Origin of the sequence: Nocardioides terrae (assembly GCF_900112345.1) — a bacterium.
In the GTDB taxonomy this organism is placed as follows: Bacteria; Actinomycetota; Actinomycetes; order Propionibacteriales; family Nocardioidaceae; genus Nocardioides; species Nocardioides terrae.
On record NZ_FOLB01000009.1, the window covers coordinates 1 to 15,852 of the forward strand.

The 15,852-nt window shown below is 68.5% G+C and carries 17 protein-coding genes and 1 riboswitch; of the genes, 7 read left to right on the top strand and 10 right to left on the bottom strand.

What is annotated here, in order from left to right; genetic code table 11:
• The 8 genes from BM236_RS12585 to BM236_RS12620 all read right to left on the bottom strand — a co-directional run.
• A partial coding sequence (locus BM236_RS12585) for a transposase (protein WP_217645323.1) occupies nt 1-250 on the bottom strand: 250 nt, incomplete at its 3' end.
• A 960-nt stretch (nt 251-1,210) separates the two neighbouring features.
• Nucleotides 1,211-2,080 (bottom strand): alanyl-tRNA editing protein, encoded by an 870-nt coding sequence (locus BM236_RS19015; RefSeq protein WP_091124307.1) that lies wholly within the window; start codon nt 2,078-2,080, stop codon nt 1,211-1,213.
• Between the two features lie 137 nt (nt 2,081-2,217).
• Nucleotides 2,218-3,276 carry a threonine aldolase family protein gene (locus tag BM236_RS12595; protein WP_091124310.1) on the bottom strand — a complete coding sequence of 353 codons (1,059 nt, stop codon included), beginning with the start codon at nt 3,274-3,276 and terminating at the stop codon, nt 2,218-2,220.
• Nucleotides 3,277-3,366: 90 nt separating this feature from the next.
• Nucleotides 3,367-4,197 carry a PhzF family phenazine biosynthesis protein gene (locus tag BM236_RS12600; protein WP_091124313.1) on the bottom strand — a complete coding sequence of 277 codons (831 nt, stop codon included), beginning with the start codon at nt 4,195-4,197 and terminating at the stop codon, nt 3,367-3,369.
• 3 nt (nt 4,198-4,200) lie between these two features.
• On the bottom strand, nt 4,201-5,406 hold the full coding sequence (locus BM236_RS12605; RefSeq protein WP_091124314.1) for a trans-sulfuration enzyme family protein: 1,206 nt from the start codon (nt 5,404-5,406) through the stop codon (nt 4,201-4,203).
• Complete coding sequence (locus BM236_RS12610; RefSeq protein WP_091124317.1) at nt 5,403-5,804, bottom strand: hypothetical protein; 402 nt, start codon at nt 5,802-5,804, stop codon at nt 5,403-5,405. The genes BM236_RS12605 and BM236_RS12610 overlap by 4 nt, the downstream gene beginning before the upstream one ends.
• The gene (locus BM236_RS12615) at nt 5,801-6,577 is read right to left on the bottom strand and encodes a B3/B4 domain-containing protein (RefSeq protein WP_091124319.1); all 777 of its coding nucleotides are present in this window, start codon (nt 6,575-6,577) and stop codon (nt 5,801-5,803) included. The genes BM236_RS12610 and BM236_RS12615 overlap by 4 nt, the downstream gene beginning before the upstream one ends.
• On the bottom strand, nt 6,570-7,175 hold the full coding sequence (locus BM236_RS12620) for a helix-turn-helix domain-containing protein (protein ID WP_175507675.1): 606 nt from the start codon (nt 7,173-7,175) through the stop codon (nt 6,570-6,572). The genes BM236_RS12615 and BM236_RS12620 overlap by 8 nt, the downstream gene beginning before the upstream one ends.
• A 55-nt stretch (nt 7,176-7,230) precedes the next feature.
• On the opposite strand from BM236_RS12620, the gene BM236_RS12625 reads away from it, so the two are divergent.
• From BM236_RS12625 to BM236_RS19585, 6 genes are all read left to right on the top strand, one after another.
• Nucleotides 7,231-9,612 carry a transketolase-like TK C-terminal-containing protein gene (locus tag BM236_RS12625; protein WP_091124325.1) on the top strand — a complete coding sequence of 794 codons (2,382 nt, stop codon included), beginning with the start codon at nt 7,231-7,233 and terminating at the stop codon, nt 9,610-9,612.
• A 21-nt stretch (nt 9,613-9,633) separates the two neighbouring features.
• Nucleotides 9,634-9,696, top strand: a riboswitch (guanidine-III (ykkC-III) riboswitch).
• A gap of 10 nt (nt 9,697-9,706) precedes the next feature.
• On the top strand, nt 9,707-10,021 hold the full coding sequence (locus tag BM236_RS12630) for a DMT family transporter (RefSeq protein WP_091124327.1): 315 nt from the start codon (nt 9,707-9,709) through the stop codon (nt 10,019-10,021).
• Nucleotides 10,022-10,316: 295 nt separating this feature from the next.
• A complete protein-coding gene (locus tag BM236_RS12635; protein WP_139230106.1) occupies nt 10,317-11,216 on the top strand; it encodes an MOSC domain-containing protein in 900 nt (299 codons plus the stop codon).
• 1,335 nt (nt 11,217-12,551) lie between these two features.
• Complete coding sequence (locus BM236_RS12640) at nt 12,552-13,313, top strand: hypothetical protein (RefSeq protein ID WP_091124331.1); 762 nt, start codon at nt 12,552-12,554, stop codon at nt 13,311-13,313.
• Between the two features lie 25 nt (nt 13,314-13,338).
• Nucleotides 13,339-13,632, top strand: a complete 294-nt coding sequence (locus BM236_RS19580) for a hypothetical protein (protein ID WP_342714184.1) — start codon at nt 13,339-13,341, stop codon at nt 13,630-13,632.
• Nucleotides 13,575-13,790: a VOC family protein gene (locus tag BM236_RS19585; RefSeq protein WP_342714183.1), complete on the top strand. Its 216-nt coding sequence runs from the start codon at nt 13,575-13,577 to the stop codon at nt 13,788-13,790. The genes BM236_RS19580 and BM236_RS19585 overlap by 58 nt, the downstream gene beginning before the upstream one ends.
• Here the strand turns inward: BM236_RS19585 and BM236_RS12650 are convergent.
• Nucleotides 13,787-14,116 (bottom strand): hypothetical protein, encoded by a 330-nt coding sequence (locus BM236_RS12650; protein ID WP_091124336.1) that lies wholly within the window; start codon nt 14,114-14,116, stop codon nt 13,787-13,789. The genes BM236_RS19585 and BM236_RS12650 overlap by 4 nt on opposite strands.
• A 285-nt stretch (nt 14,117-14,401) precedes the next feature.
• Between BM236_RS12650 and BM236_RS12655 the strand changes: the two genes are divergently transcribed.
• Complete coding sequence (locus BM236_RS12655; protein ID WP_091124338.1) at nt 14,402-14,797, top strand: hypothetical protein; 396 nt, start codon at nt 14,402-14,404, stop codon at nt 14,795-14,797.
• A gap of 45 nt (nt 14,798-14,842) precedes the next feature.
• On the opposite strand, the gene BM236_RS12660 is transcribed toward BM236_RS12655, so the two are convergent.
• The gene (locus BM236_RS12660; RefSeq protein WP_091124341.1) at nt 14,843-15,610 is read right to left on the bottom strand and encodes a TrbL/VirB6 family protein; all 768 of its coding nucleotides are present in this window, start codon (nt 15,608-15,610) and stop codon (nt 14,843-14,845) included.
• Nucleotides 15,611-15,852: the final 242 nt, after the last annotated feature.

The window sequence follows — 15,852 nt, forward strand, 5'->3', positions numbered from 1 at the left end:
CCGCACGGCGGAGGACCTCGTTCTCCTGCTCCAAGAGTCGGATCCGCTTGTTCGCTTCACGCAGCTGCTTGCGCTCGTCCTCGGTGATACCGGGACGGTTGCCGTCCTCGATGTCGGCCTGCTTCAACCAGTTGGTCAGCGAGCCTTCGGAGACGCCGAAGTCCTTCGCGATCTGTGCCAGCGGCGCCTGGCCCTTGCGGGCCACGGCCACGACGTCGTCGCGGAACTCCTTGGGGTAGGGCTTTGCCACGGGGACATCCTTCCGCCTGAGGCCGAAACCTCAGAGGTCAGGTGTCAACCAAACTCGGGGCAGACCCTAAGACGGCCAAGCATCGAGAGGTGCCCGCTCCGAGCCGCCAGCGAAGTGCGCGCCGCCCTCCGCGAGTTCACGCACGGCCTCAACACCCCAGACAGCGTTAACGTCATCGCAGCTTGGCCCCGCCACGCCGAGGCACCCGCGACGTTCCCCAACGCGCCCAACGGCACCGAGGCGGTAGTTTGAGGACGAGGACGTCTTCGTAGTGGAACGCCCCTGAAGGGCCGACAATCGCTCGGCTGTTACCCAAACGGGATACAAATCCCCTGAACGAATCGGAGTTTGCGCAGGTCAGCATGGGTCAGTCAGTCAGTACTACGACCTGTAGTCACTTCTCAGGTAGTGCTCGAACTCGGCGTTCGGGACGATGAGGGCTCCGGCTTGGCCGGGGCCCTCACTGCCTTCTCGACGACCCGAGAAGTCAAGCGTGCAGACGTCAGTACTCCCCCACCGTTGCTGCTCACCCACTCACGGATGCCGAGGTCCGGATACTCGCGGCTTCGCTCATGAGAGCGACGAGAGTGCGTCGCCCTGAGAACGGCGCATCGACTAGGACTACAGCAGGTCTGACCGAGCACTCAAAGCCTCGCCGGTCGGTCCCAGTGTGGTGCCCGCTGAGGCACCGACGCCGTTTTCGGCCCATGCACATCGGCGCCGCCGCAGAGGACCATGGGCAGACGCCAGGCGTCTTCGCCACTGGGCCCTAGCCCTGCCGGGGACGAAGGCAATCCGGCCCCGGCCAGGCTCCGCAATCTCGTTCGTTTGATGCCGGGCCTCTGAGTCACCGGGCCGGGGCCATTCAACTCACACGGACCCTCACACGGACCCTGAATCCGTCCACTCCCCGCGGGGCACAGGATGGGGCGGGGCGGGCGCGTTGCGAGAGCAGGGCTGTTAGGTCGCGGTCGTGACCGTTTCCATGTTCAGCTCGAGTCCACCGTCTATGTCGCGGGTCGTGAGTGACGTGGTGATGTCGGAGAGCTCGGTGATGTCTTGGATGTGGGTGCCGCCGCAGGGGATGTTGGTGTGGCCGGTGGAGAGCTCGCATTCCCAGGTGCGCCGGGCGGAGAGTGAGTCATCGTCTCGATGGATGCGTACTGCGCCTCCGGCTGCCAACCAGCCGGCGAGTTGGTCGTTGACGCGTTCTGCGACCGCCGACGGGTCGGCTAGAGCGGCGGGCGTGAACCCCTTGCGGCGCAGGGACTTGCCGATGCGGTAGGTGTCGGTGGAGCGGTGCGGCTGGATGCGCGAGCGCTGGATCGCTAGGGCGTCGAATGCCGGGTTGCCCAGGGCATCTGTGGGTGCGGCCTTCGTCCATGCCGACGCTAGAGCGGCGTCGAGGGCGAGCGCGGCGAGGTGGCAGGCGGTGTGCGCGGCTGAGAGCGCCGCACGGTAGCCCCGGTCGACGTCGACCCGGGCGGCCTCACCGGTCACGGGTGGTGGTCCTGCGACGATGTGGGCGACGACGAAGGTCCACCCGTTGGTGCCCAGGCGGACGGGCAGGTCGGCGCCGAGGTGGAGGATGCCGTCGTGGATGCCGCCGGTGACGGCGTCGACGATGGGGAGCCGGCCACTGCTGGTGGTCAGCGTTCCGCGGTCGGCCGGCTGGTCGGGCCAGGCCGTGTCGACCGGGTGGAACGCCGTGGTGTCGAGGATGACGGCGGATCGTTCGTCGGTGATCGGCTCGACGTGCAGCACAGTTCCGGTGGAGCTGGTCGCACCGTCCGGGTAGGTGATGATGGTGTCGATCGCGGGCAGTGTCATGGGCGGAGTCCGTTCGTCGAGCTGGTGGAATTGGCTGCGGCACGCGTCGCGTGCTGGTGCCGGTGGCTCAGGGGACGCATCCGTGCAGGGTCTTGAGCCGGCTCGGCATGCTAGGTGCGGCTCGAGCCGGTGTTTCCCTAGAGCCTTGTGAGCGTCGTCGCGATGGCTTCTACAAATCTGTCGACGTCCTGTTCGGTGGTGTCGAAGGAAGTCATCCACCGCACTTCCCCGATGGCGGGGTTCCAGTCGTAGAACCTGAATTGCGCCCGAAGCTCGTCGGCAGCGCGAGGTGGCAGGGTCGCGAAGACGGCGTTGGCCTGGGTGGTCTGGGTGAACGTGAGTTCGGGCAGTTCGCGGTGTTCCAGAGCGGTGCGGAGGCGAGTGGCCATCGCGTTGGCGTGCCTGGCGGAGCGGAGGTAGAGGTCGTCGGTGAGTAGCGCGAGGAATTGCGCGGAGACGAACCGCATCTTCGAGGCGAGCTGCATGGAGAGCTTGCGCAGGAACAGCAAACCGTCGGATGCTGTCGGCTCGAGGACGAGGATGGCCTCGCCGTACAGCATGCCGTTCTTGGTGCCACCGAAGCTCACGATGTCGACGCCGGCGTCGGTGGTGAACCCGCGGAAGGGGCCGTCGAGCGCTGCGGCTGCGTTGCTCAGTCGTGCTCCGTCCATGTGGAGGAGCATTCCCTTCGCGTGGGCGTGCTCAGCGATGGCGCGGATCTCCTCGACCGTGTAGAGGGTGCCGAGCTCGGTGGTGTTGGTGATGCTCACGGCGAGGGGTTGGGCGCGGTGCTCGTCGCCCCAGCCCCAGGCCTCCTGGTCGATGAGGTCCGGAGTCAGCTTGCCGTCGGGTGTCTCTACGGGGAGGAGCTTGAGCCCGCTGATGCGTTCGGGGGCACCGTTCTCGTCGACGTTCACGTGCGCGCTCTTCGCGGTAATGACCGCGCCCCACCTCGGGAGAAGGCTCGTGAGAGCAGTGACGTTGGCGCCGGTGCCGTTGAACACCGGGAACGCTTCAGTGGCCGGGCCGAAGTGCGCCTTCATGACCTCTTGGAGGTTGGCGGTGTAGTTGTCCTCGCCGTAGGCAGGTTGATGTCCGCCGTTGGCCTCCGCTATCGCTGCAAGGATCTCGGGGTGTGCTCCGGCGTAGTTGTCAGAGGCGAAGTCGCGCTGATTTGGGTCGTGCAGCTGACGCATCGTTCTTCTCTCAGTCTTGGTTCATCGGGTTGGAGACGCACGCTGGACGCGAAATGCCTGCCGGGCGCGGGTAGGCGGAAGGGCCGTGGGTCAGTGGATGAGCCCGGTGACGGCGGTGCGCGCTTTCCCGGACAGGCGCACCCGGCCGGAGGTTCCGGTGTCGACGCTCAGCGCTCCGCCGCGCGCTGATGCCTGTTCGGCTGCCAGGACGGTGCCGAGCTGGTCTTGCCAGTAGGGACCGATGGTGCAGTGGGCTGAGCCGGTGACGGGGTCCTCGGGTATCCCGTAGACGGGGGCGAAGTAGCGTGACACGACTCCACCGGCACGCGCTTTGGCGGTGACGATGAGGCCGCCTGCAGGAAGCCGAGCAACGGCCTCTTGGTCGGGTGCGAGGCGACGTAGGACTTCCTCGGACTCCAGGACCGCGAGCACGTTGCGTTCTCCGGGGTCGTCGTTGCTTGTGATGCCCGTCCAGACTGGCGTCGCGCCGCTGAGTGCGGCGAGCAGGTCGGTCATGAGGTCGGCTGATGGCGGCACGGGGTTCGCCGGGACGGCGGGGAAGTCCAGCACGATCCGTTCATCCCGGCGCTTCGCGATCAGCGTTCCGCTCAGGGTCGTGAACGTGATCGCTGCGCTGTCGGTGACTGTTCTGCTCTCCCAGAGCCAATGGGCGCTGGCCAGGGTGGCGTGACCGCACAGCGCGACCTCGGCAACCGGGGTGAACCATCTCAGCCGGAACGACGTGGCCTCGTCGACCGGCACGAGAAAGGCCGTCTCGGCCTGGTGCAGCTCATTGGCGACGCCTTGCATCCACGCGTCGCCGGGGAAGGCGTCCAGGACGACGACCCCGGCCGGGTTGCCCGAGAACGGGCGCCCGGTCGTGAACGCGTCGACGATGGCGAAGGCGGTCTCTGTCGGCATGGGTCAGCGCGGCCCGTAAGCGGTGGTGAGGGCGGCGTCGAGGTCGGCGATGAGGTCGTCGTTGGACTCCAGGCCGATGGCGAGGCGGACCAGGCCGTGCTCGCGGAACGGCTGTGCGAACGCGGCGGCTGGGCCCTCGGGGTACTCCTCGTAGGCGATGAGGGTCTCGTCGTGACCCAGGCTCACCGCGGAGGTGATGACGCGCAGGTCATTGACGAAGCGCAGCCGGTCACCGTGTGCGCCGCCTATCGCGAACGCCACTACGCCACCGAAACCTCCGAGCAGCTGGGCCACGGCTGCGTCGTGCTGGTCGTGACTGGGGAGTCCCGGGTAGGAGACGTGCACGACCCGGGAGTCGCTCTCGAGGAACTCTGCGATGGCCTGAGCGTTCTCGCACTGCCGCTGGAGACGTAGCGGGAGGGTGGTGGAGCCGCGCATGATGAGCCAGGCGTTGAACGGGCTGATCGCTCCGCCGGCGTGCCACATCGCTCCAGTGCGGGTCTGCTCGACGAGGTCGCGTTTGCCGATGACGACGCCGCCCATGGCGTCACCGTGGCCGTTGTAGTACTTCGTGAGTGAGTGGATGACGAGGTCGGCGCCGTGGTCCAAGGGCCGCATCATCGGTGGCGGGGTGAAGGTGGAGTCGATGGTCAGCAGCGCGCCGGCGTCGTGAGCGATGGTCGCGAGGGCCGGGACGTCGGCGACGCGGAGGTCGGGGTTGGCGATCACCTCGGTATGGACGAGTCGCGTGTTGGGGCGCACCGCGGCGCGGACCGCGTCGAGGTCGGTGATGTCGACGAAGTCGACCTCGATGCCGAGCTTGGCCGGGAAGACGTCGGTGAACAGACCGGCGACGCGCATGTAGACGACGTTGGAGACGATGGCGTGGTCGCCGGGGTTGAGGATGGTGAAGAACGCGGCGTGCAGGGCGGCCATGCCGGTGCCGAACACCGCGGCGGCCTCGCCGTGGTCGAGCTTGGCGAGCTTTTCCTCCAGGCCGCGCTGGTTGGCGCCGTGTTCACGCGTGTACACCAGGCCTTGGTAGCCGGGGGCGTCGATGTCGCTGGGGTCCTCGGGCAGCCGATAGGAGTTGGCCATCACGATGGGGGTGCGGATCGCGCCGGTGGTCTCGTCGGCGTGGTTACCGCCGTGGACCGACCACGAGTTGCCGGTGAGAGTGTCGAAGTCGTGCTTGTCGGGGCGGGTCATGACGGGTCCTCGCTCGTAGCGTCTGCGGCTTGATCAGGGGCTTGATCCAGGGCTTGGTCGGGGATCTGGTTTGTGGGCTGCGAGGCGCCGGGTGGGGCGGGCAGGCGGCCGTCGCCGTAGGTCGCGCGGACGTCGGAAACGACGATGCGGTACCCGTCGTACCAGCGCTCGACCTGGCCCCTGGCCTCGCGGTGCTGGGGGAAGCGCCCGAGTTGTGCGACGGACTTGCGGTCGGCGAAGTAGTACATGGCGTTGACGACGTCCCCTTCCGGTGAGAGCCACTTCTCGACGCGGTCGAACCCGGGCAGGCTGCGTGCGTAGTCGTCGATCTCCCCGTCGAGGCGGTAGAAGTCGTCGTCGTAGGTGCCGGGCTTGAAGATGAACTGGCAGCAGATCATGCGCGGGTCTCCTGGGCGGCAGTGCCGGTCGTTGTGGGGGTGGTTGGGATGAGGCGCCGCGCCACGCGGACGCCGGAGCCGAGCCTTCGGAGGTGAGCAACGAGCTCATCGCCAGCGGCAGCGGCAGCGTCGTCGGTGATGGGCGCGAGTGCGTCGAGGATGAACAACGCGGCTGTGGTGTGCGGGGAGAGCTGGGTGCGACGGCCTTGGCGCCAGTTCCAGCGGCGGCAGGTGACGCCGGCGTCGTCGCACCACACGACCTCACCCACGTCGGGGTGCTCGATGGTCGGCTTGCCGTCGGCGAGGGTGTCGAACGGCTCCGTGCCCGTAGCGCGGACGAGCCGCGGCGTACCGGCGTAGGCGTTCAGGTCCTCCCCGCCGATGGGAACTTCGTGGAGGACGCTCATGGCGTTGTAGATGTCAGTGAGCGGGTTGACTCGAGGTAGCCCGGACCCAGCTACCCCTACGCGGCGCAGCAGTGCTTCGAGGCTGTTGCGGGTGCGCTGCGGCTTCGCGCCGAACGCCCGGTAGGCCTCGCGCCACGCGGCGACATGCGAGGTCTCTTCCACGGGCGTGGTCGCGAGCAGCTCGGCGGCCGACCTCTCGGCGCGAACGAGCAGACCCTCTACGGTCGAGTCGCTGGCGTTGCTGGCGCCGCTGAAGGACGCGGGAAGGCCATCGACGGCGATGAGGAACGCGCGGTAGTCAGGGCGCAGGGCGGCTACGGCGTCGTCGACACTCGCGCCAGCGAGGAACGCATCGAGGTCAGTCATGGCTGGCCTCGGTCTTCGTGCCGGCACCCACGCCGGGCTCGAACACGGTGAGGGAGAACCGGGCGGGTTCGGTGCCCTCGTTGGCGTAGGAGTGCGGCACGTCGCTGGCGAATGAGATGGCGTCATCGATCTCGAGCACCTCGGCATGGTCGCCGACGGTGACGGTCACCGTGCCCTCACGAACCTGCAGAATTTCCTTGGTGCCACGCACGTGAGGCTCGCTGTCATGACGGTCGCCCGGTGCGAGCGTCCAGTCCCACAGCTCGAGGATGTCCGGTGGCGTGGTGCCGGCCAGCAACACTCCTCGACCACCGCTTTCGCCGGTCCACAGCGCTGGGGCATCGCCAGCGCGGACGACCTTCACGGGCTTGGTCTGCGGGACCGCCACAAGAGCCTGCAGACCGATGCCGAGCGCGTCGCTGAGTCGCAGCAGCGTGGTCACGCTCGGGTTCGCGGTGCCCTGCTCGACGTTGATCAGCATGCGCCTACTCACGCCCGAGTGCTCGGCCAGCTGGTCGAGGGTCCACTTGCGCGCCTGTCGCTCGGAACGGACCTTCGCACCGATGGCAGCAGCGAGCGCGCCGGCGTTGTTGTCCATGAGTGCAGCATAGTGCATCATAAGTGCAACGCAACTCGCATTCAAGGAGACCGGCATGATCGCTCCCCCCAGCTCGCCCGCGATCGTCAAGCGGGCGGCGGACAGCGCCTCCGCGCCCGCGCCTTCCTCCGTCGACAGTGGCGTCCTCCGGGAGATCTCCCGTCGGGTTCTGTGGCTCTCGGCGGCCATCGTCGATGCGGCCAATCGCGGCCGGCCAAACCACAGCGGCGTCAAGGTGGGTGGGCACCAGGCATCGTCGGCCTCGATGGTCGACATCATGGTCGCGCTGTGGTTCCACAGCTTGCGCGGCGAAGACCGGGTCTCGGTAAAGCCGCACTCCTCCCCGGTGCTGCACGCCATCAACTACCTACTCGGCGACCTGGACGAGTCCTACCTGACGACGCTGCGCGCCAAGGGTGGCCTGCAGAGCTACCCCAGCCGGCTCAAGGACCCCGACACCGTGGACTTCTCCACCGGCTCGGTCGGCATTGGCGCCACAGCAGCACTGTGGGCCGCCATCGCGCACCGCTACACCCGCTCTCACTTCGCCGACACCCCTGTGGCGGGACGGTTCGTCAGCCTGCTCGGCGATGCCGAGCTCGACGAGGGCGCTATATGGGAGGCGGTCGCGGACCCGCAGGTCGCTTCGCTGGGTGAACTGCTCTGGGTGGTGGACCTTAACCGTCAATCTCTGGACCGCGTCGTCCCAGACATCCAGATCGAGCGCCTCCAAGGCATGTTCGCGGCCGCCGGCTGGCAGGTCGTCACCCTCAAGTGGGGCCGCTTCGTCTGCGACCTCTTCGAGCGTCCCGGCGGACGCGAGCTGCGCAGCCGACTCGAGGAGATGCCCAACGAGGAGTACCAGCGGATGCTCCGGGTCCCCGGCGAGGAGGTCGCCGACCGCATTCTGTCCGGACAGGGGTCTGTCGAGCTCCGCGATCTCGTCACCTCTCTCACGACAGTCGAGCTCGGCCGGGCGGTGCGTGACCTCGGCGGGCACGACCTGCCGCTGCTGGTCGACACCTTCGACGGCGCCAACGACCACCGCCCGACGGTGGTGTTCGCCTACACCATCAAGGGCCGAGGCTTGGCTACCGAAGGCCACCCGAATAACCACTCCGCGCTGCTCACCGAACCGCAGATGCGCCAGCTCGCCGAGGCCTGCGGCATCGACACCACCGATCCGTGGGCCACGTTCCCGGCCGAGTCCGATGCCGGTCGGCTCTGCACCCGCAGGGCCGAGGCACTCGCCCGACCGGCCACGACCCCGACCGATCCCGTGAGCGTCCCGACATCCTTGGGGCACCCGCACCGCAAGCCGGTCTCCACCCAGGCCGCGCTCGGCCGGCTGCTCGCCGATGTCGTTCGCGACGCCCCTGAGCTCGCCGCCCGACTGGTGACGTGCAGCCCCGACGTGGCCTCGTCGACCAACCTGGGCGGTTGGATCAACAAGACGGGCGTCTGGTCGGTCAAGGAGCGCCACGACTGGTTCGCCGACGACCGCGAACGCGTCCTGCGGTGGTCGGAGAGCGAGTCCGGTCAGCACATTGAGCTCGGCATCGCCGAGGTCAACCTTGTCGGCTTGCTCGGCGAGCTCGGCACCACGTGGTCGCGGTGGGGCCAACGACTCATCCCCGTCGCGACCATCTACGACCCCTTTGTCAGCCGCGCCCTTGAACCGTGGTCCTACGGCATCTACGCCGGCGGTCAGTCCATCCTCGTCGGCACGCCCTCTGGGGTTACCCTCGCCCCCGAAGGCGGCGCGCACCAGTCCATCACCACCCCCTCCATCGGTCTCGAACAGCCCGGCTGCATCGCGTGGGAGCCAGCGTTCGCCCAGGACTTGGAATGGACGTTCCTCCACGCGGCCAGCCAGGTCGGCGTTCCCGGCGGCACGTCGGCGTACTTCCGCCTCTCTACCCGTCCCCTCGACCCTGAGCTCGCCAACACCCCGCAGGACCCGGCGCTCCTCGAACGGCGCCGCCGCCAGGCCACCGCCGGCGGCTACCGGCTCTCCAACCATCCCGCGGCCGAGGACGACGTCACCCTCGTCGGCGTCGGCGTCCTCATGCCCGAGGTCGTCGAGGCCGCACGCGTGCTCGCCGAGCACGGCGTCACCGCCGGCGTGGTCTGCCTGACGAGCCCCGACCTGGTGTTCCGGTCTTTTCAGCAGCGCGGCCGCCGCGAGACCACCGGCAACCCGAGCGGTGACGTCGTGGAGGATCTGTTCCCCGCTCACGCCGCAGCTCCGTTGGTGACCGTGCAGGACGGACATCCGCACACCCTGTCGTTCCTCGCCGGAGTCCGTGGCGATCGCATCCGCTGCCTTGGCGTGACCGACTTCGGACAGTCCAGCGACCTCGACGACGCCTACGCCCTGCACGGCATCGACGTCACCTCTATCACCGACGCAGCCCTCACCCTGGCCGGGCGATGACCGTCGCCGATAGGGTCGCTGGGTCAGTCGGACACCGACTGCCGGACGAGGGAGCCGTACCCGGACCGCGACAAGACGGCCACGAGGAGCGGTCATGGCCTGGTTCGTCCTAATCGTCGCGGGAGTGCTCGAAGCCGTTTGGGCGGTCGCCCTTGGCAAGAGTGAAGGGTTTACCCGCCTGATGCCCAGCGTGGTGTTCCTCATAGCGCTTGCCGCCAGCATGGCGGGCCTCGGATACGCGATGCGCACCCTGCCCATCGGCACCGCGTACGCCGTGTGGGTCGGCATCGGAGCCGCGCTGACCGTCGCGTTCGGCATGGTCACCGGCGACGAACCTGCCAGTGCGGTCAGGGCGCTGCTCATCGCAGGCCTAATCGCCTGCGTCATCGGCCTCAAGATCGCTCACTGACAGCAAGCACCCGGCCTGACGCAATCCGCGCAGCTTCCGAGAGCGGCGACGTGAGGTTCCGCGCTCACGCGCCGGCGAAGAGGTCGCTCGCAAGAGTCGCAAACGGAGGGTGCACTGCCCAGCGAGTGAGCGAACGCTGCGGGGTTGGTCTACCGCAGGGCGCAAGCCTCCGGCGAGCACGGCACTCACCACCTATGAGCACTAGCCCTTTGGTCCGCTGACCGTCCACAGAGGCCACGCCCGCGCGCTCTGAGCGTCCTTTGGTCAGTGCCGATCGCCATGTGAAGATGCCGGCATGATCGAAGTCGACCTGCCCGAGGACGAGGCCGTCCCCGAACTCACTCGATCCTTCGCCGCATGTGTGGCGTCGGTGACCGAGACGCCCATCACGGAGGTGCCTCAGCCACGAGCAGACCTGCCGGGGGCAATCAGTCACTGGAGAGGCTGGCTCGCAGGTAGGGGCGCAGGACTGGTGACGCTCGCGCAACCGTCTTCGTTCAACTGGCCCGGGTATTGGCTGGCCGTCCTGGGAGCTCCTGGCCCCAACGCGACCGCGGACGACGCAACAGCGGTGCTGATGTTCGGCACCCCGGCCGGCGTGGTGCTGAGCCCACAGAACCCGACCCTTCTCGGCCGAGCTGCGGCCGAGCTCCCCGTCCGGGAGGGCTACGTTCTCAGCGGTCTCGACCCCGCGTTCATCGCACCCACGTCGCCGCCGCTCCAACTGCGGGGCACGGTCGTTGAGATCGCACTGGCCGAGCAAGCCACCGGCGCCATGCGCACCGTCGACCACGCCAGGGCGTTGGCCAACCGAGGCCTGGAGAGTGACCGCTATGCCGCCAAAGCAGGGACCTTCACCCCGGCCAGTGAGACTTCCCGCGGGTATGACCTCACCCTCATCGAAGCCGAGGTGATCGACAGCCTCATGCTGCCGGAGGGCCGCTGCATCGGCTACGCCGAGGCGCGCCGCAACATCGTCACTCGTGGGATCGACCTCAACGCCCTCGTCGGGCGCCGCTTCCAGGTCGGTACCGTCGAGTGCCTGGGCCAGCGCCTCTGCGAACCGTGCTCCCACCTAGAACGCCTCACCACCAAGGGCACACTCCGAGAACTGATCCACCGCGGCGGCCTACGCGTCGACGTCCTCAGCGACGGAGAACTCAAAATCGGCGACGTTGTTCAAACCATCGATTAAGACGGGTCTGCCGCACGAACTGAGGCGGCGACGCCGCCCGGGTGACGGCCATCGACCCACTCAGCCCGACTGTATGGCGAGCGGCCGCCTCCGTGCCCCGGTGCCGGTCGAAGCGATACGCGAACTGGACGTGGACTGCTGGTTCGACGGAAGCGAACCGACAGTTCGTGCCGTCGTCGATCACGCGCGCCGGATCAGTGAGGCACACCTGAGTCAGCCAGTCATTCTCGCCTCTGATGGTCAGGTTGCTCGATGAAGTGCACCGGTGATTGCCAAGGCCCTGCTGGTGGTAATGCAACCGTGCAGGCCCAGCGGTTGCCGGTTGATCCTGAGCCGGATTGGTTGCGACAGACCTAGGGCTGACACGTGCACTACTCGGCATGACAGGGCACACTCAGCGGCTGCTAGTTCCATTGACCGCACGGCCGGGTTCTGACGAGTCTCGGTCGAGGTGTCCGGGATTGTCGCTCTCTCATCGGCTGCCCGCCTGCGGGTGTGGCTCTCTCATGGCCATGAGCGGGCAGCCGGTCCGTCGCGTTGTCAGCTTTCTCCCCGTCGCCAACTGCCGCACGGCGACCGTGGCCACGACCACCGCGAGTGATGTGCCCAAGCCGCGTTGGGAGGACCTAGAGAACGGCCATTTTCTAGACCAATCTAGGCGAGCTGGTCAGCTCCAGCACTCCTGGGAGAGGAGTTAGTCTGTTACAAGCCCGGGACAAACGGCCGGGGAATCTCGACGTTTGCGCAGGTCAGCATGGGTCAGTCAGTCAGTACTACGACATCTGACAGGTGGGGCCGATCTGCCCCTGACCTGCAGAAACGTTCGACCCCTGTCGGTTTGCCCCCGGTTTTCCCGGGGCGAAACCGGCAGGGGTCGTCCGCATCTCGCCGGCTGGTCGCAGGTCGTCCTGCGGAGGAGGGTGGTGAGGCATTGTCGTGATCGATGCCGCGCGGGACCGGTCCCCGTCATGAACATTGACCTGCAGGCCCCCATCTGGGCGATCGAGCATGGCGCGGCGGCGTCCTTCGTCGAGTCCGTCGATACCGCGCGCGAGCACACCTACCGCCCCGACTTCCCCGCCGCCAACGCCGGTTCTCCCGCAACCTGTGGGACCGCGAAGAGGTCCTCGCCTGGTTCCGGCAGCTGCCGGCCCGCGAGGCCGCCAAGTCGAGCAAGGGCAAGGCCCGCAAGACCCCCCGGACCTCGACGCAGACGACTTCGGGTCGGACCAGCGCCGGCAGCCGGCCCGGCCGCGCCGACCGCACTCCGTCGGCGACCGGCACCGCTGCTCCGGTCGGTAAGACCCTCAAGCCCTACCGCCCGCAGGGCTCCCGATGAGCGCGCTGACGGCATCGGAGACGGTGCAGATCCAGGTCGGGAACGTGACCGTGTCCGGGCCCGGTTCCAAGGGCTGCTACCGGCTCACCTGGCTGAATCCGGACGGCTCCGAGGGCGACACCACCGGCGGCAGGGACCTCGACGGCGACATCGCCAAGGCAGAGGGCATCGACAGCTGGGTTTCCTCAGCCGCAGGCCCGAAGGCCTTCGCCACCCTCGAGTCGATGATGGAGGACTGCCTCGAGCAGGGCCGCAGCCCCTACGACGACAAGAAGCCGTGGAAGCCGCAAAACAGGACGCAGATCGAGCGGCACCTCTCGCGGCAGCTGCGGGGGTTCGAGACCTACCGCGGCCTGGACGTCAACCGGGAGCTGGTCGACAAGATGCGTGCCCAAGCGGGGACCGAGGTCATGGTCAAGGAGAACACCATCGTTCTGCGTTCCTTCCTGCTGTGGGGCTACCAGGCTGGCTACCTCACAGCGCTGCAAGGCGAGCTGCTGCCGCGTGCCTGCTCGATGCCCGCACCGAGCATCCGCCGGACCGTCGTCCGAATCAGCGAGGACGAGGGCGACGAGCGGGCTCGGATGAACGGGCAGGAGGAGACCTACATCCGTGACGAGGACGCACCGTCGCGGACACTGGTCAGCGCCCTCAGCCGCACCGTGGCAACCTACTACCCGCTGTGGGGCGAGCTCGCTCCCGAGCTCGCGGCCAACTCTGGTGCCCGCTGGGGCGAGCAGTTCCAGCTCACCGCCTAGCGCTCTACGTCGAACCCCGCGACGAGTGGGACCCGAGACGCAGACCTACGTCGAGGTCGTCACCAAGCGACGCAAGGCCGCCTTCCCGTGGCACTCGCTTCGCCACCGGTGGGCGCGCATCTGCGTCGACATCAAGAAGATGAAGGAAGGCGCGTTGATGGCGATCGGCGGTTGGGAGAACATCGGCACGGTCCAGACCCGGTACTACCGCAGCGGCCACGACAACATGGTGGAGGGCCTTGCCTACACCGGACGGCGATCCTGGAGTTCCTCGTCGAGGACGTGGACCAGGAGTGGCGGCGGCTCGAGAACACCCTGACCGCGGTCGTCACGGAGCCGACCACCATGCCGTGGGGGAACCGCGCCCTGATCTTCCGCGATCCCGACGGCAACCTGGTCAACCTCTTCACTCCCGTCACCGCGCCGGGTCGCGCGAAGTTCCGGCTCCAGGCCGAGCCCGCAGCAGACCGGGGCTAGGCGTCCGGCAGCTCGTCGACGAAGCGGATCGGCGGACCCTGCACCTCGGCGCCCGCCAGGTCGACCAGGGCGTTGCGCAGGGTCCGGCGGACGCGCTCCCGGTCGCGGTCGGCGTCGCACACGATGACCACGTCCTCGTAGCCGCCGTCGATCACGATCGTCGCCTCCAGCTGCTGCTCGCGGACGGCCGCCAGTGCGGCGGCCGGGTCCTGACCGGGCGGGACGCGGTAGCGGAGCTCCTGCCGCACCTGCGTCCCCCGGGAGGCGACGGCACGCCTGATGCCGAGCAGCACGGTCAGGCCGACCAGAGGGTTCGGAAGTCTCACGATCGCTCCTCCTGGAACGGTTCGGGCCACACGAGTGCCGCGCGTCGGATCACCCAGTCTAGCTCGCAATGATTGCGCACACACATCGGTCGGCCCGACTCCTCCGACCCTACCGAGCGAGAACGGGTGCATCCGAGAACCCCGCGGTACTTGCGCAGGTGCAATCGTCGTGGTGAGATCGCCGAGGGGGATCGGTTCGACCAGGGCGGCTCCCGCTCCCGCTGCGCGCAACTGGAGGAAGCGCATGCCCACTGCCCAGCCCAGGTCGACGAGCCGAGCGCCCGCATGAGGCCGAACGACATCGCGCGGCTCGCGCTCGGCGCCGTCGTCCTGGCCCGACCGGGCACCTCGATCCGGGTCGTCGGCGGCCGCGACGGTGAAGACGTCCGGCGTACGGTGCGACTGCTGGGCGTCCGCTACCTCGCCCAGTCGCTGGGGAGCACCTGGCTGCGGCAGCGCCACCCCGGCCACCAGCGCCAGGTCTCCGTCGGGAACGCGACAGTGGACCTCCTGCATGCCGCCTTGATGCTCGCAGTCGCCCGCGTCCTTCCCTGCCGCCGGCGACTGGCGCTGGTGAGCGCCGCCGCCGCCACCGGGTTCGCGACCCGGGACCTGCTCGCCTGGAGACAGGACCGTCGCCTCGAGCAGATCGACCCGGGCGGGGCCGGCGGCGGCCGCTAGCCCCCGGCGACCCAGACGAGCAGGGCGGGCTGGCGGCCGGCGGCCTCACCGCGAAGGCTGGCCGCGGCGCCGACCGGCCGCCGTCGCCGACCTGGCAACGAGGCGCGGACCGACGACGACCGCCGCCGCTGCCGCGACGGTGACCACGCCACAACCCACCTCGATGGCCGCCAGCCCGCGCTCATCGTGATCGGCGAGCCATCCTCCGAGGACGAGGGCCATGCCCGCGGCGCAGCCCAGGCAGGCGGACACCGGGTGGTGGCCTGGTGCGACGACCAGCCGCATGCCCACCAGGCCGATCAGGATCGCCAGACCGACGTCGCGATAGCTGCTGGACCGCCCGGTCACGTCGTGCGCGACGAGCGCTCCCTGCGCGGTGACGAGGAAGGCGGTGACGAGGAGCAGGATCCAGCCGGCCGGGACCGACCAGGATCCGACACTGGCCGGAGGTCGGGCCCCTCGGGCCAGCGGGCTCATCGACGGCGTCGCGGCTCGCTCGGCCACGGGGCCGGAGACCATGTCACCCGGTTCGACCCCGACGTGCCCGCTGCCGTGGGCGATCTCCCGGAGCTCCGCGCTGGCCTGTCCTCCGGTGCGGGTGTCGAACAGGATGCCGCCGCGTGCCGCGACAGCGATGCCTGCGAGCAGCATCGCGACCCCGGCGACCAGCCACACCCCCGACGCCGCCACGACCTCCATCATCCCGAGGGTGATCAGCACCCCGCCGACGAGCGCGGCCGCCACACCGCCCCACACCAGACGCGGCCTCACCGCGCGGTCCCGTCGCCTGCGCGCCTCCTCCGACATGCTCATCCCTCCTCGGTCCCCGCACCTTCGGACTGCCGTGCGGCGTCGTTGCATTTCCTCTACCCAACGCATCTGTTGCGTATCCGCAAACGCTCGGTTCGGCCGCGCCGGTCGCCACGTCGGCCCGCGCGTTGCGTGGGGTGCCCGTCCGGCACCGACACCACCGGACGCCCGCCGACGTGATTCGCCCGAATTCATTGCGTATCCGCATGCATCCCTGGGCGGGGGGTACCGACCGAGAACGGCTG